27 protein-coding genes and 4 pseudogenes are annotated in these 24,874 nt (G+C 63.3%); 15 read left to right on the top strand and 16 right to left on the bottom strand.

The genetic code is table 11. The features are described 5' to 3' along the window. The first annotated feature begins 95 nt into the window (after positions 1-95). Positions 96-843: pseudogene (locus tag CU110_RS07875) on the top strand (flagellin). A gap of 156 nt (positions 844-999) precedes the next feature. Here CU110_RS07875 and fliE read toward each other — a convergent pair. Next, complete coding sequence (gene fliE / locus CU110_RS07870) at positions 1,000-1,206, bottom strand: flagellar hook-basal body complex protein FliE (RefSeq protein WP_127735365.1); 207 nt, start codon at positions 1,204-1,206, stop codon at positions 1,000-1,002. A 239-nt stretch (positions 1,207-1,445) separates the two neighbouring features. Between fliE and fliF the strand changes: the two are divergent. From fliF to fliR, 11 genes and pseudogenes are all read left to right on the top strand, one after another. After that, a pseudogene (gene fliF, locus CU110_RS07865) lies at positions 1,446-2,672 on the top strand (flagellar basal-body MS-ring/collar protein FliF); the annotation flags it as partial. A gap of 242 nt (positions 2,673-2,914) precedes the next feature. Next, a complete protein-coding gene (fliG, locus tag CU110_RS07860; RefSeq protein WP_084208650.1) occupies positions 2,915-3,913 on the top strand; it encodes a flagellar motor switch protein FliG in 999 nt (332 codons plus the stop codon). A 135-nt stretch (positions 3,914-4,048) separates the two neighbouring features. Further along, a complete protein-coding gene (locus tag CU110_RS07855; RefSeq protein WP_127735359.1) occupies positions 4,049-4,450 on the top strand; it encodes a FliH/SctL family protein in 402 nt (133 codons plus the stop codon). Beyond that, a complete protein-coding gene (gene fliI, locus CU110_RS07850) occupies positions 4,447-5,805 on the top strand; it encodes a flagellar protein export ATPase FliI (RefSeq protein ID WP_084208648.1) in 1,359 nt (452 codons plus the stop codon). Before CU110_RS07855 ends, fliI begins: the two co-directional genes overlap by 4 nt. Before the next feature lie 3 nt (positions 5,806-5,808). Next, the gene (fliJ, locus tag CU110_RS07845) at positions 5,809-6,258 is read left to right on the top strand and encodes a flagellar export protein FliJ (protein WP_127735356.1); all 450 of its coding nucleotides are present in this window, start codon (positions 5,809-5,811) and stop codon (positions 6,256-6,258) included. A gap of 56 nt (positions 6,259-6,314) precedes the next feature. Beyond that, positions 6,315-6,722 carry a flagellar hook-length control protein FliK gene (locus CU110_RS07840; protein WP_127735353.1) on the top strand — a complete coding sequence of 136 codons (408 nt, stop codon included), beginning with the start codon at positions 6,315-6,317 and terminating at the stop codon, positions 6,720-6,722. 6 nt (positions 6,723-6,728) lie between these two features. Further along, on the top strand, positions 6,729-7,739 hold the full coding sequence (fliM, locus tag CU110_RS07835; protein ID WP_084208644.1) for a flagellar motor switch protein FliM: 1,011 nt from the start codon (positions 6,729-6,731) through the stop codon (positions 7,737-7,739). 74 nt (positions 7,740-7,813) lie between these two features. After that, positions 7,814-8,074 (top strand): annotated as a pseudogene (gene fliN, locus CU110_RS07830) (flagellar motor switch protein FliN); the annotation flags it as partial. Further along, on the top strand, positions 8,046-8,783 hold the full coding sequence (gene fliP, locus CU110_RS07825) for a flagellar type III secretion system pore protein FliP (RefSeq protein WP_127735350.1): 738 nt from the start codon (positions 8,046-8,048) through the stop codon (positions 8,781-8,783). The pseudogene fliN and the gene fliP, both read left to right, overlap by 29 nt. A gap of 2 nt (positions 8,784-8,785) precedes the next feature. Beyond that, positions 8,786-9,055: a flagellar biosynthesis protein FliQ gene (fliQ, locus tag CU110_RS07820; RefSeq protein WP_077376253.1), complete on the top strand. Its 270-nt coding sequence runs from the start codon at positions 8,786-8,788 to the stop codon at positions 9,053-9,055. 15 nt (positions 9,056-9,070) lie between these two features. Beyond that, positions 9,071-9,694: pseudogene (fliR, locus tag CU110_RS16850) on the top strand (flagellar biosynthetic protein FliR); the annotation flags it as partial. Here the strand turns inward: fliR and flgL are convergent. From flgL to flgB, 13 genes are all read right to left on the bottom strand, one after another. Beyond that, on the bottom strand, positions 9,654-10,994 hold the full coding sequence (flgL, locus tag CU110_RS07810; RefSeq protein WP_127735344.1) for a flagellar hook-associated protein FlgL: 1,341 nt from the start codon (positions 10,992-10,994) through the stop codon (positions 9,654-9,656). The pseudogene fliR and the gene flgL overlap by 41 nt on opposite strands. Positions 10,995-11,004: 10 nt before the next feature. Beyond that, complete coding sequence (flgK, locus tag CU110_RS07805; RefSeq protein WP_084208638.1) at positions 11,005-12,648, bottom strand: flagellar hook-associated protein FlgK; 1,644 nt, start codon at positions 12,646-12,648, stop codon at positions 11,005-11,007. Further along, on the bottom strand, positions 12,542-13,579 hold the full coding sequence (flgJ, locus tag CU110_RS07800) for a flagellar assembly peptidoglycan hydrolase FlgJ (protein ID WP_127735340.1): 1,038 nt from the start codon (positions 13,577-13,579) through the stop codon (positions 12,542-12,544). The genes flgK and flgJ overlap by 107 nt, the downstream gene beginning before the upstream one ends. After that, positions 13,579-14,664, bottom strand: a complete 1,086-nt coding sequence (locus CU110_RS07795) for a flagellar basal body P-ring protein FlgI (protein ID WP_127735337.1) — start codon at positions 14,662-14,664, stop codon at positions 13,579-13,581. Before CU110_RS07795 ends, flgJ begins: the two co-directional genes overlap by 1 nt. Continuing rightward, positions 14,664-15,302, bottom strand: a complete 639-nt coding sequence (locus CU110_RS07790) for a flagellar basal body L-ring protein FlgH (RefSeq protein WP_127736814.1) — start codon at positions 15,300-15,302, stop codon at positions 14,664-14,666. The genes CU110_RS07795 and CU110_RS07790 overlap by 1 nt, the downstream gene beginning before the upstream one ends. A gap of 41 nt (positions 15,303-15,343) precedes the next feature. Beyond that, entirely contained in the window at positions 15,344-16,126 is a 783-nt protein-coding gene (gene flgG / locus CU110_RS07785) for a flagellar basal-body rod protein FlgG (RefSeq protein WP_077376232.1), read from the bottom strand. Positions 16,127-16,155: 29 nt separating this feature from the next. Beyond that, a complete protein-coding gene (locus CU110_RS07780) occupies positions 16,156-16,968 on the bottom strand; it encodes a flagellar basal body rod protein FlgF (protein WP_346427116.1) in 813 nt (270 codons plus the stop codon). A 16-nt stretch (positions 16,969-16,984) separates the two neighbouring features. Continuing rightward, positions 16,985-17,458 carry a flagellar hook-basal body complex protein gene (locus CU110_RS17615; protein WP_276317849.1) on the bottom strand — a complete coding sequence of 158 codons (474 nt, stop codon included), beginning with the start codon at positions 17,456-17,458 and terminating at the stop codon, positions 16,985-16,987. Continuing rightward, positions 17,379-18,188, bottom strand: a complete 810-nt coding sequence (locus tag CU110_RS07775) for a flagellar hook-basal body complex protein (protein ID WP_276317848.1) — start codon at positions 18,186-18,188, stop codon at positions 17,379-17,381. The genes CU110_RS17615 and CU110_RS07775 overlap by 80 nt, the downstream gene beginning before the upstream one ends. Before the next feature lie 129 nt (positions 18,189-18,317). Then, positions 18,318-18,971, bottom strand: a complete 654-nt coding sequence (locus CU110_RS07770; RefSeq protein ID WP_127735334.1) for a flagellar hook assembly protein FlgD — start codon at positions 18,969-18,971, stop codon at positions 18,318-18,320. Then, entirely contained in the window at positions 18,968-19,198 is a 231-nt protein-coding gene (locus tag CU110_RS16845) for a flagellar basal body rod C-terminal domain-containing protein (protein ID WP_240665314.1), read from the bottom strand. Before CU110_RS16845 ends, CU110_RS07770 begins: the two co-directional genes overlap by 4 nt. Then, the gene (locus CU110_RS16840) at positions 19,165-19,383 is read right to left on the bottom strand and encodes a flagellar basal body protein (protein ID WP_240665313.1); all 219 of its coding nucleotides are present in this window, start codon (positions 19,381-19,383) and stop codon (positions 19,165-19,167) included. The genes CU110_RS16845 and CU110_RS16840 overlap by 34 nt, the downstream gene beginning before the upstream one ends. Next, the gene (flgB, locus tag CU110_RS07760) at positions 19,383-19,781 is read right to left on the bottom strand and encodes a flagellar basal body rod protein FlgB (RefSeq protein WP_346427115.1); all 399 of its coding nucleotides are present in this window, start codon (positions 19,779-19,781) and stop codon (positions 19,383-19,385) included. The genes CU110_RS16840 and flgB overlap by 1 nt, the downstream gene beginning before the upstream one ends. 150 nt (positions 19,782-19,931) lie before the next feature. On the opposite strand from flgB, the gene flgA reads away from it, so the two are divergent. The 3 genes from flgA to CU110_RS07745 are packed head-to-tail and all read left to right on the top strand — an operon-like array spanning position 19,932 to position 21,120. After that, positions 19,932-20,471, top strand: coding sequence for a flagellar basal body P-ring formation chaperone FlgA (gene flgA, locus CU110_RS07755; protein ID WP_164850313.1), 540 nt, complete (start codon positions 19,932-19,934; stop codon positions 20,469-20,471). After that, positions 20,468-20,650 carry a flagellar biosynthesis anti-sigma factor FlgM gene (gene flgM, locus CU110_RS07750; protein WP_164850312.1) on the top strand — a complete coding sequence of 61 codons (183 nt, stop codon included), beginning with the start codon at positions 20,468-20,470 and terminating at the stop codon, positions 20,648-20,650. The genes flgA and flgM overlap by 4 nt, the downstream gene beginning before the upstream one ends. Further along, positions 20,647-21,120: a flagellar protein FlgN gene (locus tag CU110_RS07745; RefSeq protein ID WP_084208630.1), complete on the top strand. Its 474-nt coding sequence runs from the start codon at positions 20,647-20,649 to the stop codon at positions 21,118-21,120. The genes flgM and CU110_RS07745 overlap by 4 nt, the downstream gene beginning before the upstream one ends. Here CU110_RS07745 and flhA read toward each other — a convergent pair whose 3' ends face one another. Beyond that, entirely contained in the window at positions 21,121-23,217 is a 2,097-nt protein-coding gene (gene flhA, locus CU110_RS07740; RefSeq protein WP_077376204.1) for a flagellar biosynthesis protein FlhA, read from the bottom strand. Continuing rightward, positions 23,214-24,860 (bottom strand): flagellar biosynthesis protein FlhB, encoded by a 1,647-nt coding sequence (gene flhB, locus CU110_RS07735; RefSeq protein WP_127735325.1) that lies wholly within the window; start codon positions 24,858-24,860, stop codon positions 23,214-23,216. The genes flhA and flhB overlap by 4 nt, the downstream gene beginning before the upstream one ends. Positions 24,861-24,874: the final 14 nt, after the last annotated feature.

The following is a 24,874-nucleotide window of genomic DNA, read 5'->3' as shown; positions in this document are numbered from 1 at the left end:
AGTTCTGTCGCGCCGCGACGATAACTGAAGCAACGGCACAGGAGTCGTTACTGGCGACACGCCATCTATCTCCCCATTACGACAGGAAGTGACACATGGCTTCAGTGATCAATACCAACACCCTCTCCATGGTGACTCAGCAGAACCTGAATCAGTCCCAGAACGCCCTGAACACCTCCATGGAACGTCTGTCTTCCGGCCTGCGCATCAACAGCGCCAAGGATGACGCCGCCGGCCAGGCCATCGCCAACCGCATGGACTCCCAGATCACCGGCCTGTCCCAGGCACAGCGTAACGCCAACGACGGCATCTCTGTCGCCCAGACCGCTGAAGGTGCTTTGAATCAGGTCAACGATAACCTGCAGCGAGTCCGTGAGCTGACTGTCCAGGCACAGAACGGCACCAACAATGCCGATGACCTGAGCTCCATCCAAGATGAAATCACCATGCGCCTTGAGGAGATTGATCGTATCTCCGAGCAGACAAGCTTCAATGGTATTGACGTACTTGCCGCAGACCAAGGTCTTGAAATTCAGGTAGGTGCCAATGACGGCGAAAAAATTACAATTGATCTGAAACAAACAGAAAATCGATGCTGCTCTCAAGCAAATCGACAGCCAGCGTTCCGACCTCGGTGCCGTGCAGAACCGTTTCGATTCTGCCATCACCAACCTGGCGACGACTGAAACCAACCTGGCCTCTGCCCAGTCACGTATTCAGGATGCCGATTACGCGGAAGAAGTCTCCAGCATGACCACTGCACAGATTCTGCAGCAGGCGGGGACTTCCATGCTGACCCAGGCCAACCAGGTGCCGCAGAACGTGCTGTCACTGCTTGGCTGATTTATGGCTTGCGTGCTGCAGAGGCCTGTCACTCAGCAAGAGTGGCAGGCCGGTTGCTGGCGGATAATATTGATCATTTTGATAGTGCTCTTGCATTTCAACAAAAAAGGGCAGACGCATCGCGTCTGCCCTTTTTCATTGGAATGCGGACAGGAATCACACCGCCATATTCATGATTTCCTTGTAGGCACTCAGCAACTTGTTGCGTACCTGCACGGTCATCTCGAATTCCAGTGAGGCCTTCTGACCTGCCACCATGACCTGATCGAGGCTGACATCAGGACTGCCCAGCTCGAAGGCCTTGGCCTGCCCCGCCGCGACCTGCTGAGACTGGCTGACGCGCGACAGCGAGTCCTTGAGCATGCCGGCAAAACCCCAGCGCGGACGTCACGCTCGCGCCAACTGATTCGATTGCCATCCCGCCTCTCCTGTCTCAACGCGCGCCATTCGTCTGCCGCTTTCAGTGGAGCTCAGCCTATCAGCCAAACGCAGAGCTGAAAGTCGCTAATACCCGCTTTTTGACACGCTATTCGTCTGATTGGTTACCCCGACAGCTTCGATAATGGGCACCGTGCGACAAGAGGGTCAATGACCTCAAGACCCGTCTGGCGTCACTGCCACGCCTGCCCTTGATCATGGCGGCGGCGTTCTGCGTGGCCGTCATCGTGGCGCTGCTGCTATGGGGTACCCAACCACAGTGGAGCGTGCTGTACCGCGATCTGCCTGCCGATGAAGGTGGCGAGATCGTCACGCAGCTCGAGCAGGCCGGCGTGCCCTATCGTCTCAGTGATCAGGGCGCGACCCTGGAAGTGCCGGCAGACCAGGTCTATCGCCTGCGCCTGTCCATGGCACAGCAAGGCCTTCCGAGTCAGGGCGGCACCGGATTCGAGCTGATGGACACCCAGGCCTTCGGCATCAGCCAGTTCACCGAGCACGTCAATTATCAGCGCGCCCTGTCGGGGGAGCTGTCACGCACCATCGCAAGTCTCGAACCCGTCGCCAGCGCGCGCGTGCATCTCGCCCTGCCCGAGGAATCCGTCTTCGTGCGTGAGCGACGCCCGGCGACAGCCTCCGTGGTGGTCGAGCTGCATCGGGGTCAACAGCTCAAGGATCGCCAGATCCAGGCCATCCAGCATCTGGTGGCAGGCAGCGTGCAGGGCCTGGTGAGCGAGGACATCACCGTCGTGGACCAGAATGGCGAGCCGCTGTCGCGCCCGGCCGGCGATACGCTCAATCTCGATGGCAGCGCCCTGGAATATGCCCAGGCGCTGGAGCAACGCTACCAGTCGCGCATCAACGTATTGCTGACCCCGATTCTGGGACGCGACAACTTCCGTGCCGAAGTCAGCGCCCAGCTGGACTTCTCGCATTCCGAGCAGACGGAAGAACACTACAGCCCCAATCAGACCCCCGGCACTGCCGCCGTGCGCAGTGCACAGCTCAACAATGCCGGCGCGGGTGACATGGCGATGATCGGCGGCATTCCCGGGGCGCTGTCCAATACGCCGCCGGGTACCGCCGCCTCGCCCATCAATACCGCGGATGGCAACTATCAGCACAGCTCGATCACCAACTACGAGCTGGACAAGGTCGTGCGTCATACCCGTGAGCGACTGGGGCGACTGGAAAAGCTGTCGGTGGCGGTGGTCGTCAATCACCGAGGCGTGACGGATGCCAACGGCAATGTCACCTCCCGCCCGCTGGATAGCGAAGCGCTTGAGCAGATCAAGGCATTGGTACGTCAGGCCATGGGCTACAGCGAGCAGCGCGGCGACAGCCTCAGCGTGATCAATGCGCCCTTCGTGATGGCAATGGTGGCAGAACCCTGAACTCCAGGCGCTGGCCATCGAACTTGGCCGCTACCTGATCATCCTGATCGTCGCCTGGGTTCTGTATCGCAAGCTGCTGCGGCCGCTGCTGACACCTCTGCTACGCCCGCAGAGTGACTACCAGACCATCGGGCAACCGGCGGGGCCCAGCACTTACCAGCAGAATCTCAAGGATGCCCGTGACATGGCCCGTGAGGACCCTCGCCTGGTCGCCATGATTCTCAAGAACTGGATGAGTCACCATGAGTAAGTCCCTGTCCAACCTGGAACGCAGCGCCGCGCTGCTGATGAGCCTCGATGAAGACAGCGCGGCCGAGGTCTTCAAGTTTCTCTCCACCGAGGAGATCCAGAAACTGAGCACCACCATGACCCACATGCCTCAGGTGTCCCATCAGCAGATGGCCAAGACCCTCGAGGATTTCCATGCTGACAGTGAGCAGTTCAGCGCGGTCAACATGCTCTCCAGCGACCATATCCGCGCGGTGCTGGTCAAGGCGCTGGGTCAGGATCGCGCCAGCTCCCTGCTCGAGGACATTCTGGAAAGTTCCGGCAAGAGCAACGGCATCGAGTCGCTCAATCTGCTGGAGCCGGCATTGGCCGCCGAGATGATCCGCGATGAGCATCCGCAGATCATCGCCACCATCATGGTGCATCTGGAGCGCCATCAGGCCTCACAGATTCTCGAACAGTTCGCGGAAGCCCTGCGCAACGACGTGCTGCTCAGGATTGCCACCTTCAATGGCGTCCAGCCGGCAGCCCTGCAGGAATTGACCGAAGTACTGGCCAACATGCTCGATGGCCAGAACCTCAAGCGCAGCAAGATGGGCGGTATCCGTACGGCGGCGGAGATTCTCAACCTGATGCCCGGCCAGCATGAAGAGCAGGCTCTGGAAGCGGTACGCCACCACGATGAAGCCCTGGCGCAGAAGATCGTGGATGAGATGTTCGTGTTCGAGAATCTGGTCGATCTCGAGGACCGCTCCATTCAGCTGCTGCTCAAGGAAGTGGACAACGACACCCTGGTGATCGCTCTCAAGGGCTCTGGCGACGCGGTACTGCAGAAATTCCTGCAGAACATGTCGCAGCGTGCCGCGGAGATGCTCAAGGACGACATGGAAGCGCGGGGCCCGGTGCGTGTCACCCAGGTCGAGGGCGAGCAGAAGAGCATCCTGCAGACCGTCCGTCGCCTGGCAGACAGCGGCGAGATCGTGATCAATTCGAGTGGCGACGCCTATGTCTAACAGGCCGCCCATGAAGCAGGCTACGCCGCCGGTGAAGCGGCCGGCTATCAAGCCGGGCTGGAGCGCGCACGCCAGCAAGCGCAGGAGAAGGCCGAGCAGCAGGACAAAACCGCTCGACAGGCGCTGGCCGAGCAGATGGCTCAGGTCACGCCGCTTGTCCATCACCTGCAACAGTCATTGACCTGCCTCGAGGAGCAGATCGGCGATGAGCTGGCGGCCCTCGCCGTCAGTGTCGGTCGGCATCTGGCCAGAGAGGCGTTCCGCGCGCACCCCGAGCATGTCGTCGAGAGCGTCCGCAGCCTGCTGGCCGCGGATCCACCGCTGCTCGGGCGCCCTCGCCTCTATCTGAATCCGGCGGATCTGCCGCGGGTCGAGCAGGCGATAGGCGCCGAACTTGCCCGCCTGGGCTGGCAATGTCTGTCGGATACCAGCCTCAGCGTCGGTGGCTGTCGTGCCGAGGCGGACAGCGGCTGTCACGATGCCAGTCTGGAAAGCCGACTGGCACTGCTGTCACGCCAGCTGCGCCAACGCGCATGAGCGATTCTGCCTCTCAGCAATGGCGCAGCGCCATGCAGGCCATCCGTCAGCGCGTCGAGACGCTGGAACCCCAGCTCACCACCGGGCGACTGGTGCGTGCCACCGGTCTGGTACTCGAAGCCGTCGGCCTGCGGCTGCCGGTAGGTGCCAGCTGCCTGATCGAACTGGGGCCGGGCATGGCGCCGGCAGAAGCCGAGGTGGTGGGCTTCGCCGACCAGACCCTCTACCTGATGCCCATCGACCCGCTCAGTGGCGTGGCGCCGGGTGCCAAGGTCATTCCCCTGGGGCATGGCAATGTCGGCGAACGTCGCTATCCGGTCGGTGACGCTCTGCTGGGGCGTGTCGTGGACGGCGTCGGCCGACCGCTGGATGGATTGGGGCCGCTGGAAGACGTCAGTCATGCGCCCCTGGAGGGACAGCCGCTCAATCCCCTCGAACGCGCCCCCATCGACACGCCGCTGGACGTGGGGATTCGCGCCATCAATGCCCTGCTCAGCGTTGGCCGCGGGCAGCGTATGGGGCTGTTTGCCGGCTCAGGGGTCGGCAAGAGCGTACTGCTGGGGATGATGGCCCGCTTCACCAATGCCGATGTCATCGTGGTCGGCCTGATCGGTGAGCGCGGTCGCGAGGTGCAGGAATTCATCGAGCACACGCTCGGCGAAGAAGGTCTCAAGCGTGCGGTGGTGGTCGCGACCCCTGCTGACATGACCCCCCTGCATCGACTAAAGGGAGCCAGCTACGCGACACGCATCGCCGAATCCCTGCGCGATCAAGGCCGGGACGTGCTGCTGATCATGGATTCGCTGACCCGTTACGCCATGGCGCAGCGCGAGATTGCCCTGGCCATCGGTGAGCCACCGGCCACCAAGGGCTATCCCCCTTCCGTGTTCGCCAAGCTGCCGGCACTGGTGGAACGCACGGGCAACGGCCGGCGTGGCGGCGGGTCCATCACCGCCTTCTATACCGTTCTCACCGAAGGCGATGATCAGCAGGACCCGATCGCGGACAGTGCCCGCGCGATTCTCGATGGTCATATCGTGCTGTCGCGGCGCATCGCGGAGAGCGGGCACTACCCGGCCATCGATATCGAGGCCTCCATCAGCCGCGCGATGTCCGCGGTGGCGCCGGAGCGCCAGCTGACCAGAGCCCGCCGCTTCAAGCAGCTGTACTCGAGTTATCAGCGCAATCAGGACCTCATCGCCATCGGGGCCTACCAGCCGGGCAGCGACAAGACCCTGGACAACGCAGTGCGCCTGCATGAGCCCATGGGGCATTTCCTGCAACAGGCCACTTCACAACGCGCCAGCCTTGCCGATAGTACTGACATGCTGGAACAGCTGCTGGCCCAGCAGTGACGCATGACCCTATCCACTTCACGCTTTGACACCTTGACCCGGTTGAGCGAACGCCGCCGTGATGGTGCCGCACGCCAGCTGAATCAGCAGCGTCAGCGCCAGGACTCCGCCGCCAGCCAGCTGGCGACGCTGGAACAGTATCGACTCGATTATCGCCAGCAGATGCAGCAGCGCCTGGCCCAGGGTCTGGACCCGGCCAGCTGGCAGAATTTCCAGACCTTCATCGCCTCGCTGGACAATGCCATTGCGCAGTGCCGCCAGCGCGTCGCGATGGAGACGTCGCAGACGACCGCCCGGCATCAACGGCTGGTCAGCGAGCAGCGCACCCACGCGGCCTGGCAGGGCTTGGCGGAACGCGCCGCCCTGGAGACCAGTCGCGAAGTTCGGGCAAGCGAGCAACGTCGCAGTGACGAGATGGCCATGCAGGCCTGGCGGCGCCACGCCAGCCTCTGACCCCCAGTGTCGGCAGCCAAGCCTGGCAGCAGTCCCTGAGCGACCAGGTGGTGCGCATGCAACTGAGCCGAACGCCCCAGGCGGAGCTGACGCTCAACCCGGCGGATCTCGGCAGGCTCAGCATTCACCTGAGCCTTGGCGAGCAGACGACCAGCGCGCACTTCGTCGCCGCGCATCAGCAGGTGCGTGCCGCGGTGGAAGCGTCCCTGGCGGACCTGCGTCAGGCGCTGGATGCGCAGGGTCATGCGCTGTCAGAGGTCACCATCAGTGGCGAGGACGAGCCTGAGCTCAAGAGCCGGATGTTGCTGTTGCTGTCAGGCCAGAACCCGCAAGAGCTGACCAGCCAGTCCGGCAAGCTGGCGCTCCAGACCACGCTGCGTGACGAGCTGTCTCGTCCCTACAGCGAAGGGGGCCAGCCACTGGCCATCACCGGCGTGCTCTACAACGACTTCATCGTGCAGTAATCCTCCATGGCTCAAGACGACCTGCTATCCCAGGATGAAATCGACGCGCTGCTCTCCGGTGTCAATGGAGAGCACGGCTCGGAGGCTGCCAAGGCCCCCGAGAAGGAGCGTATCCGCCCTTTTGACCCCGCACGCCAGCACCGCGTGATCCGGGACCGTCTGCATGCGCTGGACATCATCAATTCACGCTTCAGCCGCCAGTTCCGCATGGGACTGTTCAATCTGATTCGGCGCGGAGCCGACATCACGCCAGGGCCGGTGCAGTTTCTCAGCTACAACGAGTTCTCGCGCAACGTGCCGGTGCCCACCAACATCAATCTGTTCACCATGAAGCCCCTGCGCGGCACCTCGATGCTGGTCTTCCCGCCCAGTCTCGTCTTCATGGTGGTCGACAGCCTGTTCGGTGGTGATGGCCGCTTCGTGACCAAGTCCGAAGGCCGTGAATTCACCCGCACGGAACAACGTGTCATCCAGCGCCTGATGAGATTGGCCCTCACTGCCTATCAGGACGCCTGGTCGGGAGTGTTTCCGGCAGAGCTTGAGTACCTGCGCAGCGAGATGCAGGTCAAGTTCGCCAATATCACCAGCTCCCCCAACGAGATCGTGGTCTGCACCGGCTTCCATCTCGAGGTGGGCAATCACAGCAGTGACTTCCAGATCTGCCTGCCCTACTCGATGATCGAACCCCATCGTGAGCTGCTATCCAGCCCGCTGCAGGAGACGACCGCCGAGGGCGACAGCCAGTGGAGCGAGCGACTGCGGCAGGAAGTCCGCGCCACCGATGTCGAGCTGCATGCCGATTTCTGCACGCTGGAAACGACGCTCGGGGCACTGGCGGAACTGGCGGTTGGTGACGTCCTGCCCATCGAACGCCCGGGCACCGTCAATGCCTACGTCAATGGCGTGCCAGTCCTGGAAGCCGGTTTTGGCAGCGCCAACGGGCATCGTGCCCTGCGCGTGAGCCGCATCATCAATCACCCGATCAATTCCGCATACGAGGACACCGGCGATGAGTGAGCCCAATTCGCCCGAAGAGCACCCGTCGCGACATCTTCCAGCCGCTGGATGGCTCTGGAGGGGAGACGAGGCCGCGTGAGCTGGACATGATCATGGACATCCCGGTCAAGATGACCGTGGAGCTCGGACGCACCCGATTGACCATCAAGCAGCTGCTGGAGCTTTCCCAGGGCTCGGTGATCGAGCTGGATGGCCTGGCCGGTGAGCCGATGGACATCCTGATCAATGGTTATCTGATCGCCCAGGGCGAGGTCGTCGTGGTCGAGGACAAGTACGGTATCCGCATCACGGAAATCATCACTCCCAATGAGCGGGTACAGAAGCTCAACCGCTGAGGCTGTCTCTGTGACCAGTCTGCCGACCCACGCCGATGTCCTGACGGGGCTGACCAGCCAGCCATTGCCCAACGGTGGCGAGCAGTGGTCGCTCAATGTCCAGACATTGATCCTGTTGAGCGGGCTGGCGATGTTGCCGGCGGCACTGCTGATGATGAGCGCCTTCACTCGCATCATCATCGTGCTGGGGCTGCTGCGCACGGCCATCGGTACCCAGTCGGCTCCCCCCAATCAGGTTCTGGTCGGCATCGCGCTGTTTCTGACCTTCTTCATCATGTCGCCCGTCATCGAGCGCATCCATGACGAGGCCTGGCAGCCTTACGACAGCCAGCAGATCGGCCTTCAGGAAGCCATCGAACGCGGCGGCGTGCCGCTGCGGGAGTTCATGCTCGGCCAGGTGCGTGAGCCTGACATCGCGCTGTTCGCGCGCCTGGCAGAACTCGATGAGATACAGGGACCACAGGAGGTGCCTTGGCGTGTCCTGTTGCCGGCCTTCGTGACCAGCGAACTGAAGACGGCCTTCCAGATCGGCTTCACGCTGTTCGTGCCCTTCCTGATCATCGACCTGGTGGTGGCCAGCGTCCTGATGGCGCTGGGGATGATGATGGTACCGCCTGCCACCATCTCGCTGCCCTTCAAGCTGATGCTGTTCGTGCTGGTCGATGGCTGGCAGCTTTTGCTGGGGTCACTGGCCGACAGTTTCTACTGAGCATGACACCTGACGTCATCACCAGTCTGGCCTCACATGCCATGTACATCACGCTACTGGTGGCAAGCCCGCTGCTGGCCAGCGCGCTGGTGATCGGGCTCGTGGTCAGCCTGTTCCAGGCCGCCACGCAGATCAACGAGATGACACTGTCCTTCATCCCCAAGATTCTCGGCGTCTTCGCGGTGCTGGTCGCGGCGGGCCCCTGGCTTCTGGAGACGCTGCTCGACTTCACGCGCAGCGTCTTCACGGGCTTTCCGCAGTTGATCGGCTAGGCCCTGTCAGGCTTCATGCTGATCGCGCCGATCTTCGGGCACCGGAGTCTGCCGACCCCGGTGCGACTGCTGATGGCGTTCGGCCTGGCCGTGATCATCGCGCCATTGATCGACAGCCCACCGGCACCGGACATGCTGGGGCTGGTGGCCGTGTGGCAACTGGCACTGCAGATGGCGGTCGGCATGGCACTGGGTCTGGTGATGCGCATCACCTTCGCCATCGTCGAGGCGGCGGGGGAATTCATCGGTCTGCAGATGGGGCTGGCCTTCGCCAGCTTCTTCTCCGAGGACACCGGCACCAACACCCAGGTGCTGTCGCGTCTGCTGGGCATGCTCGCGATGCTGCTGTTTCTGGCCTTCAACGGCCATCTGCTGGTGCTGGAAATTCTAGTGGGACATTTTCATGACATCCCGCTGGATCTCGCTAGGCTGGGGTCACCGGGACTGGAAAACCTGCTGCTCTGGAGCGCCAGCCTGTTCAGCGCAGGCCTGCTGCTGGCATTGCCACTGGTGGCATCGCTGCTGGCCATCAATCTGGCCATGGGCGTACTGAACCGCTCGGCGCCGCAGCTATCCGTCTTCTCCATCGGCTTTCCGCTCACCCTGCTGCTGGGCATCGCCATGCTGTGGCTGATGATGCCCGGCATGACGGATTGGCTGTCGCTGCTGTTCCGTCAGGCGTTGAGCGCCCTGCAGGCCGTACATGCAGGGCTGGGGAGATCTCGGAAAAGGCCTGCTGGGAGGCCTGCAGCCCGACCTGAGCCAGTGAATAATCAGAGATCGCGGCATTGTAATCCAGGTCGATCAGGTCAGAGCGTGTGGCGGCATAATTGATTTCGCGGTCATCACCGATGAGATCGAGAGCGTCCAGTTCATTGAGCTTGGTGCCGACATCGGCGCGTACGGTCAGCACGTTGTCGAGACTGTTGCGGAACTGGCGACTGGCGCTCGCGATGGCATTGTCGAACGCGGCTTGATCCTCGTCGGTCTCGATGGGCGTCGCCAGTGCCGTGATGAGGCTGTCCAGATTGGCGAAGACCTCGGCGCTGGCCTCTCCCTCCTCGACCACCAGCTGCGTTGCCTTGCCGGACGCCTGAGCCTCAAGCACCTGTTGCTCATCACCGGACAGCGTCATCGAAAGGCCATTGAACGCAAGCGTCATGCCATCGCGGAACGCCACCGGTGATGCCAGCGGGTCGCCATCACCATCCAGCATCGTGACATCCGCACCGTCGGCATCGGTGATCGTGACGCCAGTCGCATCGATGTCGATGGTGTAGGAAGCGCCATCGACACGCGCGCTCGAATCGATCAGCTCCGGCCCCTTGAAGGTGATCGGCAATGACGACTCGCGGCTGCTGGTCTGGATCGCCAACGACTGGCTGCCGGATGCCACGCCAGCGAAGATCTGGCTGCCGGTGTGATTGACCTCCATCAGGCGCGAGCTGTCGACGCGCTGCTGGCGCTGCTGGTCATCTCCGCGATAGGTGCCGTCCTCAGCGAAGGGCGCCGTATCCCCCTGCAGGCCACCGAACAGATAGTTGCCATTGCCATCGGTGCTGTTGGCCAGCCCCAGCAGCACGTCACGGCTGCCTTCGATCTCGGTGGCCAGCGCGTCGCGATCGCTGTCACTGAGGGTGCCATTGCCTGCCTGGACGATCAGGCTCTGGACACGCGTGATGGTATCGGTGACCTGATTGAGCGTACTTTCCTCGAGGGACAAGGTGTTGCGCGCCGTGGTCCGACTGTCCGCGAACTGCTCATTGACGGCCTGTGCCTGCGAGATCGTCACTGCCTGACTGGCGGCACTGGGGTCATCCGAGGGATTGACCACGCGCTTGCCGCTGGCGAGCTGCTCGGACACCTTCGAGAACGCGGCCTGCTGCTCCAGCATCGAATTGACGCCCTGGGCATAGAGGGTTTGGGTACTGATGCGCATCACGACCTCGTTAGCGGATGTTCAGGAGGGTATCCAGCACCGTCGCCGCGGTCTGGATGACCTGAGCGTTGGCCTGGTAGAACTGCTGATAGCGAATCAGGTCCGCGGCTTCCTCATCGAGGTTGACCCCTGACACCGACTGCTCGGCGGCCGTCAGCTGCTCGGTCAGGCTCTGTTGCGCCTCCAGATTGACCTGCACCAGCCGAGTCTGATTACCGACCTGGCTGACCAGCGAGGCGTATTGGTCATTGAAGCTGCCGGCACTGCCCAGCGCGTCGCTGCTCTGCAACTGCTGCAACGCCAGGATATTGCGGTTGTCGAGGCTGCCGCTGCTCTCGCCCGCCGCGATGTCAGCGCCGTCATTGATCGCGACCCCAAACGTCGGCGCAATCTGGCGTGTCGGCTGGATGGTGAAGCTGTCACCGTCCGCCATGTTGGTGGCCGAGAGGATCAGACCCTCATGTTGCATCAGGCCTTCGCTGTCCGGACTCAGACTCTCCACTGTGCCATTGCCCAGATTCTCGAGCCGGTATTCCCCGCCCTCCAGGCTCAGGCGATAGTCATCACCGGTCAGGGCGACACTGTAGAAGTCCTCACCCTCCTTCAGGGTCGCAGGGGCGAACTCGACCTCAAGTGCTGCATCGAGGGTGTTGCCGCTGGCGGGCAGGACCTCCGGCGTGCCGAGCGTGAAGAAGTCGCCGCCGGCGTCACCATTGGCATCGATCCCGTCGCCATGCTGGGCATTGAAGGCCAATGCCAGACCCGCCGCCAGTTGCCCCAACTGATTCTGGGCCGGCGCCAGACTCTCCTCACGAAATCCCAGCAACCCGCCCAGCGTGCCGCCCTCAAGCTGGCCCTCTTCGAGACTCATCGGCATTCCCGGGGCCGCGCTGTAATTGACCACCACCCGACTGGCATCCTGAGGGTCCACCACCGCGACAAGATCATGGCTGTCGCTGCCATTGACCAGCAGCTGACCGTTGCCAAGGCTGATGCTCAAGCGCCCGCCCTGCTCCTGCACGTCGACACCCACCAGCGATTGCAACTCGGTGACCGCCTGATCACGCTGATCCAGCAGCCCCAGCGGCTCTTCTCCGGTGCGCGCACGCGTCATGGAAATCTGCTCGTTCAGCGAGGCGATCTGGGTGGTGGCGTTGTTGATGTCGCCGACCACATCGCCGATTCGCGCATTGACACCGGCATCCATCTCATCGAGATACCCCGCGAAGGCATTGAGTTGCCCGGCCAGGCTCTCCGCCGTGCCCAACATGCTCTCGCGGGCGGCAGGGTCGCCCGGCTGGCTGGCGACACCCTCGATGGCAGCGAAGAACTGCTGCATCAGAGGCGCCAAGCCAGCCTCTTCATCCGCCAGCAGATTGTCGATCTGGCTGAGATTGGCCTCACGGGTTTCCAGCGCCGCGCTGGCGCTCAGCGCCGAATCCAGCTGCGCCGAGAGATACGCATCCGTCTGGCGACTGATGGAAGACACGCTGACGCCAGAGACCGGGCTGGCCCCCGGCCCGCCACTCAGTTCCACCGTCTCGCGGCTATAACCCGGCGTATAGACGTTGGCGATGTTGTTGCTGTTGGTGGCAAGCGCGGTCTGGGCGGCCTGCAGACCACTGACACCGATACTCAACATGCTGCTGGCCATGACGTTTACCTGAAGCGAATGAAGAAGACAGTAGGAAGATGGGCAGCACGTCACGTGACGCCAGGCGAGGCGATGAAAGCTCGCGATCACCGCTGGCATCCAGCGGGCCGACACGTTGCATGATCGAGATCAGCTTGTCGGCATAGTGAGGGTCGGTGGCATAGCCTGCCGACTGCAGGGCACGCGCGGCGCTTTGCGCATCCGGTGACCGGGTGACATGGGCATAGCGCTCGGCCCCGCTCAGCAACGCGGCGTGGTCACGCAGCGCACTGGCCTGATCCGGATAGACCCGGAAGCTGTCTTCCAGCTGCAGCCGACGTCCCTCACGATATTCCGTGGTCAGTACCGTGGTGCTGTCCCCCTGCCAGCCACTGCCGGCCTTGATCCCGAACAGGTTGTGGCTGTCCTGGCCGTCCTCGGTGTGGATGCGTCGCTCGCCCCAGCCGGTCTCGAGTGCGGCCTGCGCCAGGATCAACTCAGCCGGCAAGCCGCTTTCACGACTGGCTGCGCGCGCCGCTGGCGCAAACTCCGCCACGAACCGCTGGACGTTGTCGGGTTGCTGACGCTGGTGCGCGTTGAGCATCGACACATCAGCCGTGCCTGCCCGGGAGGACAGTTGCTGAATCAGGATCCGCGAAAGCCCCACCCCCTCCCCGACACTGGCCAGCTGCTGTGAGAGCTGCTGATCCAGCATCGCGGTCATCATCTCCTGCTGCTGGGAGCCGGTCAGCGCTGAGCTTTCGGTCGCCGAGCGCATCTGCTTGAGCATCATGTTGAGCATCAAGGCTTCAAATTGACGGGCGCTCTCCTCAAGAGCCTGCTGTTGCCGCTCTCCGCCACTCGTGGCCGCCCCCTTGAGACTCGCAAGTCCCTGGGTATCGAAGGCCAGACGCCCGGCATCCACGCCGGCATTGCTCGTGGACAGCCCCATCAGATCACCTCGAGATCAGCACGCAGCGCGCCGGCTGCCTTGAGCGCCTCGAGAATCGAGACCAGATCCTGCGGGGTGGCCCCCAGGGCATTGAGAGCGTCGACCACCTCGGCAAGGCTGGCCGTCCCCTCGACCATGCGCAGCGCACCGCCCTGCTGGTTCACGCTGATATCGGGGTCGTTGACCACGGCCGTCTGCCCACCCGCCAACGGATTGGGCTGGCTGATGACGGGATTGGCATCGATCACCACCGAGAGGTTGCCGTGGGTGACGGCGGCACGCGCCAGGCGCACCTCGGAATTCATCACCACCGAGCCGGTACGGGCATTGACCACCACACGTGCACGCGGCACGCCCAGTGACACCTCGATATTTTCCAGCCCGGCGATGAAACCGACCCGCTGGCTGATGTCGCGTGGCGCCTGAATCACGATGTCCCGATTGCTCAACGGCGAGGCCAGCGAGCCACCGAAGTGTCGATTGATCGCAGTGGCGACGTTCTGGGCATGATTGAAATCGCCCTCGAACAGATCCAGATGAATCACGCCATTCTCATCGCCGAGTCGGGTGGGCACACCGCGCTCCACCGTCGCCCCGCCAGGAATGCGCCCTGCCGTGAGCTGATTGACCTGAACGCTTGAGCCACCCGCCTGGGCCCCGGCGCCCCCGATGATCAGATTGCCCTGCGCCAGCGCGTAGACCTGGCCGTCCACCCCCTTGAGCGGCGTCAGCAGCAAGGTGCCGCCACGCAGGCTCTTGGCATTGCCAAGCGAGGACACCACGACATCGATGGGCTGACCGGAACTGGCGAAGGCCGGCAGGCTGGCGGTCACCATCACCGCAGCCACGTTCTTGAGCTGCATGTTGGTGCCCGACGGAACCGTCACCCCCAGCTGGGAGAGCATGTTGGTCAGACTCTGCCCGGTGAAGGGGGCCTGGGTGGTCTGGTCACCACTGCCATCGAGTCCCACGACCAGGCCATAGCCGACCAACGGGTTGTCGCGAACGCCACGTACCTGCGCGAGATCCTTGATGCGGTCGGCCTGCACCGACTCCAGGGAGAACAGCAGGCCGGTCAGCAGCATCAGAACGGTGCCAGATTCAGGAAGAAGCGCTGCATCCAGCCCATGTTCTGGGCCTCATTGATATAGCCGTCGCCCACGTATTCGATGCGTGCGCTGGCCACCTGGGTGGACTGCACGGTATTGGCCGAGGAAATCGTGCGCGGGTTCACGACCCCTGAAAAGCGGATCGACTCGGTGCCCTGATTGATCGCGATGCGCTTCTCGCCACGCACCTCGAGATTGCCGTTGGGCTGCACCTGACTGACCGTCACGGTGATGGTGCCGGTGAAACTGTTGTTGGCATTCGAGCCACCGCTGCCGGTGAAGTCGTTGTCGCCCTCGATATCGGCATCGGTACCATCCAGCAAGCCAGTCATGAAGTCGGGAATGGCGCTCAGCGAGAAGCCGACGCTGCCATCGCGACTCGCGTTGCTGGCCGAGCTCTTGCTGGCACTGACGTTCTCATCCAGCAGAATGGTGATGATGTCGCCGATGGCACGCGGGCGTCGGTCCTCGAACAGCGGCTGATTGCCATAAAGCGGCTGGAAGATGGCGCCATTGGCCATTGGCTGGGGACGCGGCTGCAGCGTGGATTCCAGCGGCGTGGTGTCCACCAGCGGCTCGCTTGGGACATAGGCGCAGCCAGCCCCCAGCAGCATCGCGCCCAGCAAGATCACGCGAAAGCGACATGCCAGGACCCTTACATCTGGACCAGACGCTCGAGCATCTGATCGGTGGTGGTCACGGCCTTGGAGTTGATCTCGTAGGCACGCTGGTTCTGGATCATGCCCACCATCTCTTCCACCACGTTGACGTTGGAGGTCTCGACGAAGCCTTGATAGAGCGTGCCAGCCCCATTGAAGCCGGGCACGCTGTCGCTGCGCGGCCCAGAGGCGTCCGTCTCGGAATAGAGATTCTCCCCACGACTGAAGAGGCCAGCAGGATTGATGAAGGTGGAAAGCTGCAGCTGCCCGACTTCGGTACTGTTGGTCGCGCCCGGCTGGGTGACACTGACCACGCCATCCGAGGCGATATCCACGCTCAGCGCATTGGCCGGGATGACGATCGCCGGGTCCAGCGGATAGCCACTGGCCGTCACCAGCTGGCCAGTACTGTCGAGCTGGAAGGACCCATCGCGGGTATAGGCGCTGGTACCATCCGGCAGCATCACCGCAAAGAAGCCCTGCCCGTTGATGGCGACGTCCTTGGAATTTTCCGTCTGTTCCAGATTGCCCTGGATATGCAGGCGCTCGGTGGCCACGGTTCGCACCCCTGTCCCCACCTGCAGGCCCGAGGGCAGCTCCGTGGTGGCGGATGAAGCCGCGCCCGGTTGGCGAAGATTCTGATAGAGCAGGTCTTCAAATACCGCGCGCGAACGCTTGAAACCATTGGTCGAGACGTTGGCCAGATTGTTGGCGGTCACGTCCATCTGCATCTGCTGAGCTTCAAGGCCGCTCTTGGCCGTCCATAGGGCACGAATCATCTGATGGGCTCCGCAATCAGGCTTCGGTGTCAGTCGAGACCGAGCAGGCTATTGCCCCGCTCGGCCATGCGCTCCGCGGTCTCGATGCCTTTCATCTGCATCTCGAAACCGCGGGCATTGTTGATCATGGCGACCATGGCGTCGGTCGCCGAGACATTGCTGCCTTCCAGCGCTCCCGAGACGACACGCACCTCGGGGTCCGCCACCAATGGCGCGGCCGGCACCCCCTCGGCGGTCAGCGGCTGGCGAAAATAGCCGTCCGCCCCACGCTCCAGCGGCAGCCCACCGGGCACGCTCTCGGGGTTGACCAGCTTGAGCTGTGCCTGCAGCACCATGGTGTCCGGTGCATCCGCCGCCGAACGAGCGCTCACGCCACCATCCGCGGCGATGTGAACGATGGCATTGAGCGGCAGCGCGATCGGCCCGCCATCGCCCATCACCGGCAAGCCACCCGATGTCAGCATGCCGTCGGCGTCGATCTGCAGGGCGCCGTTGCGGGTGTAGCGTTCCTCGCCATCCGCGCCCTGCACGACCAGCATCCCCGGGCCGTCGAGGGCGACATCCAGCGCACGTCCGGTGGACTGGATCGTGCCCTGTGCCATGGAGGCCCCAGAGGTGGTCAGCTGGCTGGACACCCGCGTCGGCAGGCCCTCGCCCTGGACATCCACGGCGCGTGACAGGGTCAGCATCTCGCGAAAGCCCGTGGTGGAGACATTGGCCAGGTTATGCCCGGCGACATCCTGCGCCGCCAGACTTCGCTGGGCACCGCTCATGGCGGTGTAGAGCATCCTGTCCATCAGGTCAGTGGCCAGGTGCCGCCACCACACCGTGTCGCGACACATCACCCTTCAGCGCGGATCAACGCAGGTTGATCACGGTCTGCTGGACTTCATCCTGGACCTGGATGGTCTGGGCATTGGACTGGTAATTGCGCTGAGCGACGATCAGATCCACCAGCTCCGTGGTCAGATCGACATTGGAGGCTTCCACCGCGCCGGACACGACATCGCCGAAGACACCCTCCCCCGGCACGCCCACCAGCGGCTCACCGGATTCCGCCGTCGCCAGCCAACCATTGTCGCCATTGGGCCTCAGCCCCTGATCATTGGCGAAATTGGCCAGCGCGATGGTACCCAGCGTCTGCTTGAGCTCGTTGGAATAGCTGCCGATGACCCGGCCATCATCCTCGAAGGACACCCCCACCAGGCTGCCCGAGGTATAGCCATTCTGGGACAGCGAGGTGACTTCATAGTCATTGGCGTACTGGGTGCTGCCGGAGAGATCGATGCTGAAGTTCAGATCCTGCGCCCCATTGGAGAGGGCATAGGTCATGGCCGTGGGGGTGTAATCCCGTCGGCGCCGTGCTGCCGGCATTCACCTGTGACTGGTAGTCGGCCGACTTGCCCGCGAAATCCATCACATGCTGGACATCCCAGGTGTTGTTGCCGGTCTTGGTATAGAAGGAGGTCACCACATGCTCGCCGCCCAGGCTGTCATACACCGTCATCGCCGAGGCGTAGTCATAACTGGCGGGGTCCATGGGATCGAAGGTGGTGGAGGCGGCCTCGGCCTCGGCGTCCAGATTGATGGAAACCTGCGCGCCGAAGATGCTGTTGGCCAGATTGTCCTGGGTGGCGCTGGCGGCCAGCGGCGCCGTCGGCACCTGCAGCACGACCGGCTCCCCGGTGACTCGCTCGCCCGCATAGCCCGTCAACTGAGCGCCCTGTGCATTGACGATGAAACCGTCGGCATCGATGTTGAGCTGGCCATTGCGCGAATAGACGACCTGACCGGTACTGTCGGCAAAGCGCAAAAAGCCTTCTCCGGAGATCGCCAGGTCCAGATCACGCCCGGTGGTTTCCAGGGACCCTGTCGAGAAATCCTGGGAAATGGTGGCGACCTGCACCCCGATACCCGCCGCCTGAGAGCTGGCGTAGAGGTCCGCGAACTGGGTCTCGGATGACTTGAAGCCCACCGTTTCCGAGTTGGCGATGTTGTTGCCGATCACATCCAGATTGGTCGCGGCAGCACTCAAGCCGCTCAATGCCTGTGAAAACGCCATGATCTGTCCCTTGTCTCGCTATGTGAATGAGATCCCGAGCAGCATCGTGATACTCGGGGTGGCCGCAGCCTCTTTCCAGCGGCGCGTGTCGAGGGCTCAACGACTCGCCTCCCGCGCCGGCGCATGAGCTCAGAGCACCTGACGCACGGCCGCAAGTTCCACCACCCCAAGCTGCGGACCAAGGTCCAGCTGAGCCCCGCTCTCGGATTGATTGACGCCACTGACCACGCCATAACTCAGTGTCTGCAAGTCGCTGTAGGGCTCACCGCCACGCTCGGCACTCACCGCCAGCTGGTAGGCGCCATCCCCGGCCTGACTGCCATCCTCCAGCAGACCATCCCAGACGAAGCCATGGATGCCGGCGTCCAGCGCCCCGAGTTCGAAGGTCTTGACCACGCTGCCATCCGCGGCGAGCACCTCGACCCTGGCATCATCCACCGCTCCTTCAAGCTCGATCCCGAAGGGCGTGGAGGTGGCATTGCCCACCAGCACGGCATCGCCAGCGACCAGCACGCCCTTGTCGATCAGGCTGGCGGCCTGCAGGGCCTCGCTGCTGGAAATCTGGGTGGTGATGCTCTCCAGGGTCGTGTTGAGCTCCTCGATCCCGCTGACCGTGCTGATCTGAGCCAACTGTGCCGTGAGATCGGAATTCGAGACCGGGTCCATCGGGTCCTGGTTCTGCATCTGTGCCACCAGCAACGTCATGAACTGATCATTGAGCTCCTCGGTGCCGCTGGCAGACACGGCGCTGGCAGCCGCGCTCGAGGGGGTGGTGGGGCTCACTCACCCAGCGTCAGTGTCTTGCGCAGCAACGACTTGGAGGTATTGAAGACCTCGACGTTGGCTTCATAGGATTTGGAGGCGGCGATCATGTCGACCATCTCGGCGATCGGGTCCACGTTGGAGAAACTGACGTAGCCCTGCTCGTCCGCCAGCGGGTGATCAGGACGATATTCCTTGCGTGCCGGCGCATCACTCAACGCCACCGAGCTGACCTGAACACCGCCCATGCCGGCGCATTGGCCTGACGGGCAAGCGGTGCATATTCAAAGACCACCTGGCGGGCCTGATAGGGCTTGCCGTCGGGCCCGGCGACGCTGTCGGCATTCGCCATGTTGCTGGCGATGGCATTGAGTCGCTGGGATTGCGCCGCCATCGCGGAACCAGCGACATGGAAGAGACTGAAATCAGGCATCAGCTGTTCTCCGATTGCATGGCCAGACGCAGGCCCTGGATCTTGCCGGTCAGCAGCTCAAGACTGGCTTCGTAATGCAGGCTGTTGTCGGCGAAACTGACGCGCTCGACGTCCATGTCCACGGTATTGCCATCCAGACTCGGCTGGGTGGGCACCCGGTACATGAGCTCGACGCCGGCCAGCGTTGCGGCTCCCTGCGCCGCCTGATGCCCGGCCCGCGGCGTAGCCAGGGAAAGGGCCGCAGGCGCGCCCGCGCTGGCGGACGTCGCCTTGGCGAGCGCCGAGGAAAAGTCAAAATCCCGCGCCTGATAGCCCGGGGTATCGGCATTGGCGATATTGCTCGCCAGCACCTGCTGACGCTCGGCGCGCAGGCCCAGCGCCTGCTGATGAAAACTCATGAGGGCATCAAGTCGATCAAACATGGAAGCAGGAATGAGAATAGTCAGCCGGCGCGAGGATGAAGGTAGGAACAAGCCCCTTTATCGGGGCTATTTCTGGTAATGCCCGATCGGTGGGCGTCATACAATCGCCCGCCCGACAAGCCGGGCGTGCAACTGGAAGTTCGACGTCTTCCGGCACGCCTGGCTGACTGCATGCCGGCGACGCTCAGCGCCTATCCAGATGGCCATGACCGCCTGTCACCGGGCCTCAAGCGCCTGCAACTGGCATGTCCCGATGGCCAACAACACCTGCTGAGTCTGCGCCTGGAACGCTTTGACTGGCGCATGAGCGCCGCCCGAGCACTGGCAAGCGGAACCCCCCTGACCGCACAGATGCTGCGCCCGCGGCTGACGGCACTTGGCAAGCTGCGCGGCGAGGGTTTCGCGCAAGCCGGGCAACTGGCAGGATTTTCCACACGCCGCCGCTTGCGAGCGGGGGACGTCATCCGCGACAGTAGTGTGCAAGCCATCCCGCTGGTGAACTTCGGGGATACGCTGACCTATCAGGTGGATGGCAAGGGCTTCAGCATGCAGCGCAGTGCGCGGGCTCTGGAGTCCGGTGCGCTGGATGACCGCATCCGCATCGAGCTTTCGCCCGGCCACTGGGTGCGCGCTCGAGTGATCGGTCAGCGTCTGGTCGCCCCTTGACGTCACCCCCCGGCGACTCCACCCAGGTCGAGTTGTCGAGCAGCAGCATCGATGCCGGACAGGATATCGACCAGGCACGCGTGGACAGCCTCAAGCAGGCCATCGCCGATGGCAGCATCAAGATCGATGTCGATCGCATCGCTCAGGGTCTGATCGACGCCTTCGAGGGTGACGCATGACCCTCACGACCGCTTCCCCCCTTGAGCTCGAGGCGATCTTTCATGGCCTCGAGCATGAGCTGAAGCACTTCATCGCCCTGCTGGAGCAGGAACAGCGACTGTTGGGACAACGCCAGCCCCAGACCAGCGCACTGGATGAGATACGCCAGGCCAAGCTGGCCAACGCCGGCCGACTTGAGGCGCTGGAAACTCGCCGACGTGACTGGCTTGCGCAGTCAGGTCTCTCCAATGACCCGCTGGAACTGCAGACGGCACTGGCCGGACAGCCGCTGCTGGCGCAAACGTGGTGGCAACTGGTCACCCTCACTCGCCGCGCCCAGGCGCGCAATCGCCTGAGCGGGGATCTGATCCGCCAGCGCATGGCGCTGCACAGTCGGATTCTCGACAGCCTGCATGAGCGGGCACCCGGTCACTATGGTGCCGATGGCCGCCCCGGCGCTGCGCCTGCACGGCTGAACGTCTCGGCGTGATCAGGCGGCACGCCCGCCGATCATCCGCGTGACGCGCAACTCTCTGTCGTCGGGGATTTCCGCCTGAGACAGCACTGCCAGATGCTTGAAACGTCGACGCAGGAACCGCGAGAGCAGCGGGCGCAGGGAATGCCCCACCACCAGCACGCAGGGATCTCCCTGCGCATCCTGAGCCGTCACGGCACTCTCGGCATGTTGCATCAGCGTATCGGCAAGTCCGGGCTCCAGGGCGTTGCCGTTGCCCAGCGCCTGCATCAACACCTGTTCCAGCTGAGCCTCGAGACCGATCACCCGCAGCACACGTTCCGCGCCGAACCAGTACTGGGTAATCGCACGTCCCAGCGCCACCCGCACCATGGCCGTCAGCTCTGCCGGGTCCTGGGTGCGGGGTGCGTGCTCGGCCAGTGCCTCCAGAATGCTGCGCAGATCGCGAATGGACACCTCCTCATCGAGCAGGGTGTGCAGAATGCGCTGCAAGGTGCCCTGGCTGACCAGCGCCGGCACGACTTCCTCCACCAGCCCCCCGTCCTGCGGCCCGAGCTTTTCCAGCAACTTGCTGACTTCACTGCGGCCCAGCAGCTGCGAGGCATGGCGTGACATCAGATGATTGAGGTGCGTGGTGATCACCGTGGCGGTATCCACCACGGTATAGCCGTAGACCTGGGCCTGCTCTCGGGTGTCCGGCTCGATCCAGACCGCAGCCAACCCGAAGGCCGGCTCGGTGGTGGCCACGCCCGGCAACTTGCCCGAGACCTTGCCGGGATTGATCGCCAGCCAACGCCCCGGATACGCCTCGCCCCGGCCGACCTCGGCGCCCTTGAGGCTGATGACATAGTGATTCGGCCCAAGTTCGAGGTTGTCGCGGATATGCACCACCGGCGGCAGGAAACCGATATCCTGGGCGTACTTGCGACGCACTCCCTTGATGCGCGACAGCAGCTCACCGCCCTGGCGCACATCCACCATGGCGATCAGCCGATGGCCGACTTCCATCGCCAGCGGCTCCACCAGCCGCACATCATCCCAGCTGGCCTCACTGACCTCCTGAACCGCCGCGGCTGGCGCAGGCGCCTGCTCCTGCGCTGATGCCTCGCCTTCCTGGCGTTCACGTCGCCCAGCCCACCAGGCCAGCGCTCCCAGCATCACGGTGAAGAAGATGAACACCAGATTGGGCATGCCGGGAACCAGCCCCAACAGCCCCATCACACCGGCTGCCAGCCACAGTACCTGAGAACTCATGAACAGCTGGCCGATCATCTGCTGGCCAACATCCTCATTGGTGTTGACCCGCGAGACCATGACCCCGGCCGCGGTGGAGATCACCAGCGAGGGAATCTGGGCCACCAGACCATCACCGATGGTCAGCAGCGTGTAAGTGCGGGCTGCCTCATCCATGCTCAGCCCATGCTGGCCGACACCGATGATCAAGCCACCGATGATGTTGACCACCATGATCACGAGCCCCGCCACGGCATCACCGCGCACGAACTTGCTCGCGCCGTCCATCGAACCGAAGAAGTCGGATTCCTCGGCCACTTCGCGACGCCGCTCACGCGCCTGGTCCTCACCGATGAGGCCGGCATTGAGATCGGCATCGATCGCCATCTGCTTGCCGGGCATCGCATCCAGCGTGAAGCGCGCGCCGACCTCGGCGATACGCCCCGCGCCCTTGGTGATGACCATGAAGTTGATGATCACCAGAATCGAGAACACCACCAGCCCCACGGCAAAGTTGCCGCCGACCAGGAACTGTCCGAAGGCTTCGATGACCTTGCCGGCAGCGTCTCCGCCGTTGTGTCCCTCAAGCAGCACGACGCGTGTCGAGGCCACGTTGAGCGAGAGCCGCAACAGGGTCGAGAACAGCAGCACGGCGGGAAATGCCGAGAAATCCAGCGGCTTCTGAGCGAACATGCTGACCATCAGGATCATGATCGACAGCGCGATGTTGAAGGTGAACAGCAGATCCAGAATGAAGGGCGCCAGCGGCAGCACCATCATCGAGAGGATCATCATGATCAGCATGGGCCCCGCCAGCACCTTCATCTGACCTGGCGTGCCGAGACCCATGCGATCCAGCAATGACAAGAGAGCATTCATGCAAACGGCTCGTCTGGCGGTGAAGACGCTTGCGCCTCTGGCGGGACCTGCAGGTCCTGCGGCACCTCGAGGCCCTCGGGATCACGCGGCCGAAGCCCCCCGTGGTCTCGGGCGCGCTTCAAGCGCATGGCCCAGGCGAGCACCTCGGCGATCACCTGATAGAGGGCAAGGGGGATTTCCTGCTCGAGCTCGACGTGGACATGCAGGGCACGCGCCAATGGCGGAGCATTCAGGACCGGCACGGCATGCGCCTCCCCGAGCTCGCGAATGCGCAGCGCTACCTGATCACGTCCCTTGGCCACCACGCGTGGCGCGCGCATGTCCGACTCGCGATAGACCAACGCCACCGCGAAATGGGTCGGATTGGTGACGATGACGTCCGCTCGCGGCACCTCCGTCATCATGCGTGCCCGCGCCATTGCCTGCTGCTGCTGACGAATGCGCGCCTTGACCTGAGGGTCGCCATCCGTCTCCTTGTGCTCACGCTTGATCTCTTCGAGACTCATGCGCAGCTTCTTGGCATGACTCCATAGCTGATAGGGGACGTCCATCAGGGTCGGCACGATCAGCATCACGACCGCCAGCGCCGTGCATCGCGCCACGAGCGTCAAGGCATCCGCCAACGCGTTGTCCAGCGGCATCAGCATCAAGGCCATCAACTCCTGGCGCTGCGCATGCAGATACAGCACCACCACCCCACCGACCAGCAGCGACTTGGCAATCGTCTTGGCCAGTTCGGCCAGGGCCTGACTCGAGAACATCCGCCCGATGCCCTTGATCGGATTGAGTTTGCCAAGCGAGGGAGCCAGCGACTTGGTGGAGAACATCCAGCCACCCAGCAGAATAGGCCCGACAAGCGCCAGCATGACCAGCAACGCAAACAACGGCAACAGGGCGATCAAGGCCTCCTGCCCCAGCATCAAGGCATTGGCGAGCATGACGCGACTATCCAGTGCCAGCGTGCGATCGAAACCGAAAGCCTGGCCCAGGATGCGCTCCAGGGTATCGCCCAGCACACCGGCATACAGCCACAACGCGCCGGCGCCACCGCCCAGCAACAGGAAGGTCGCCAGCTCGCGCGAGCGTGGCACCTGCCCTTCCTCGCGGGCCTTCTGCAGACGGTGAGGTGTCGCCTCTTCCGTCTTGTCGTCACTGCTCTGCTCGTCGGACACCTGCCGCTCCACTGCCGTACGGGCATGCGCCTCGGGAGAGTTGTCGATCAACAGCTGCAGCAGCTGCTGTTCGATCTGTTGAATCACGTCCATCATGCGCTTGATCACCTGCCCGGTCAGATCCTGAAAGTCCTGAGCCATCATGATCTCGAGCAATTGCGCATTGGTGGCCGCAGCCTGCTCGGGGACCGCAGACAGATAGGCGCGGGTATCCACCACCAGCTCGCGCGCTTGATCCAGCGCCACGGGTTGCGCATACCAGGCATCCCAGCGAGAGCTCAGCCCCTGGGCATGACTCGCCAGGGCATCCTGCAGTGGCTGGGCACGTTCGCAGGCGTTCAGCGCACGATCCGCGGCCTTTTCCGTGGTGCTGGCCACGTAATTGAGGCGATCCCGTGCATCGGGGATGGCCTCCGCCGCACGTTCTATCTCACGGTCCAGACCCAATTCCCGCATGTTGTCACGCAACATGCGGGCACAGTCGT

The organism is Cobetia sp. ICG0124 (assembly GCF_004006355.1).
GTDB classification, from domain to species: Bacteria; Pseudomonadota; Gammaproteobacteria; order Pseudomonadales; family Halomonadaceae; genus Cobetia; species Cobetia marina.
This window is presented reverse-complemented; position numbering and strand designations above follow the sequence as displayed.

Coding starts and splice junctions, on each gene's coding strand:
- CU110_RS16845 (WP_240665314.1), bottom strand. CDS start 19,198: ATGGGCGGTGTTCAGGTCAGCTCGGTGGCGTTGAGTGATGCGCCGGCA.
- CU110_RS07745 (WP_084208630.1), top strand. CDS start 20,647: ATGACCCTCACGACCGCTTCCCCCCTTGAGCTCGAGGCGATCTTTCAT.
- flgG (WP_077376232.1), bottom strand. CDS start 16,126: ATGATTCGTGCCCTATGGACGGCCAAGAGCGGCCTTGAAGCTCAGCAG.
- flgL (WP_127735344.1), bottom strand. CDS start 10,994: ATGCGCATCAGTACCCAAACCCTCTATGCCCAGGGCGTCAATTCGATG.
- CU110_RS07855 (WP_127735359.1), top strand. CDS start 4,049: ATGGCTCAGGTCACGCCGCTTGTCCATCACCTGCAACAGTCATTGACC.
- flhB (WP_127735325.1), bottom strand. CDS start 24,860: ATGTTGCGTGACAACATGCGGGAATTGGGTCTGGACCGTGAGATAGAA.
- flgK (WP_084208638.1), bottom strand. CDS start 12,648: ATGGCCAGCAGCATGTTGAGTATCGGTGTCAGTGGTCTGCAGGCCGCC.
- CU110_RS07840 (WP_127735353.1), top strand. CDS start 6,315: ATGCAACTGAGCCGAACGCCCCAGGCGGAGCTGACGCTCAACCCGGCG.
- flgB (WP_346427115.1), bottom strand. CDS start 19,781: ATGAGTTTTCATCAGCAGGCGCTGGGCCTGCGCGCCGAGCGTCAGCAG.
- fliQ (WP_077376253.1), top strand. CDS start 8,786: ATGACACCTGACGTCATCACCAGTCTGGCCTCACATGCCATGTACATC.
- fliP (WP_127735350.1), top strand. CDS start 8,046: ATGAGCGGGTACAGAAGCTCAACCGCTGAGGCTGTCTCTGTGACCAGT.
- flhA (WP_077376204.1), bottom strand. CDS start 23,217: ATGAATGCTCTCTTGTCATTGCTGGATCGCATGGGTCTCGGCACGCCA.
- fliE (WP_127735365.1), bottom strand. CDS start 1,206: ATGCTCAAGGACTCGCTGTCGCGCGTCAGCCAGTCTCAGCAGGTCGCG.
- CU110_RS07775 (WP_276317848.1), bottom strand. CDS start 18,188: ATGGCGTTTTCACAGGCATTGAGCGGCTTGAGTGCTGCCGCGACCAAT.
- fliM (WP_084208644.1), top strand. CDS start 6,729: ATGGCTCAAGACGACCTGCTATCCCAGGATGAAATCGACGCGCTGCTC.
- flgJ (WP_127735340.1), bottom strand. CDS start 13,579: ATGGGGCTGTCCACGAGCAATGCCGGCGTGGATGCCGGGCGTCTGGCC.
- fliI (WP_084208648.1), top strand. CDS start 4,447: ATGAGCGATTCTGCCTCTCAGCAATGGCGCAGCGCCATGCAGGCCATC.
- CU110_RS16840 (WP_240665313.1), bottom strand. CDS start 19,383: ATGCCTGATTTCAGTCTCTTCCATGTCGCTGGTTCCGCGATGGCGGCG.
- fliJ (WP_127735356.1), top strand. CDS start 5,809: ATGACCCTATCCACTTCACGCTTTGACACCTTGACCCGGTTGAGCGAA.
- CU110_RS07780 (WP_346427116.1), bottom strand. CDS start 16,968: ATGTGTCGCGACACGGTGTGGTGGCGGCACCTGGCCACTGACCTGATG.
- CU110_RS07790 (WP_127736814.1), bottom strand. CDS start 15,302: ATGCTGCTGGGGGCTGGCTGCGCCTATGTCCCAAGCGAGCCGCTGGTG.
- CU110_RS07795 (WP_127735337.1), bottom strand. CDS start 14,664: ATGCTGCTGACCGGCCTGCTGTTCTCCCTGGAGTCGGTGCAGGCCGAC.
- fliG (WP_084208650.1), top strand. CDS start 2,915: ATGAGTAAGTCCCTGTCCAACCTGGAACGCAGCGCCGCGCTGCTGATG.
- CU110_RS17615 (WP_276317849.1), bottom strand. CDS start 17,458: ATGACCTATGCCCTCTCCAATGGGGCGCAGGATCTGAACTTCAGCATC.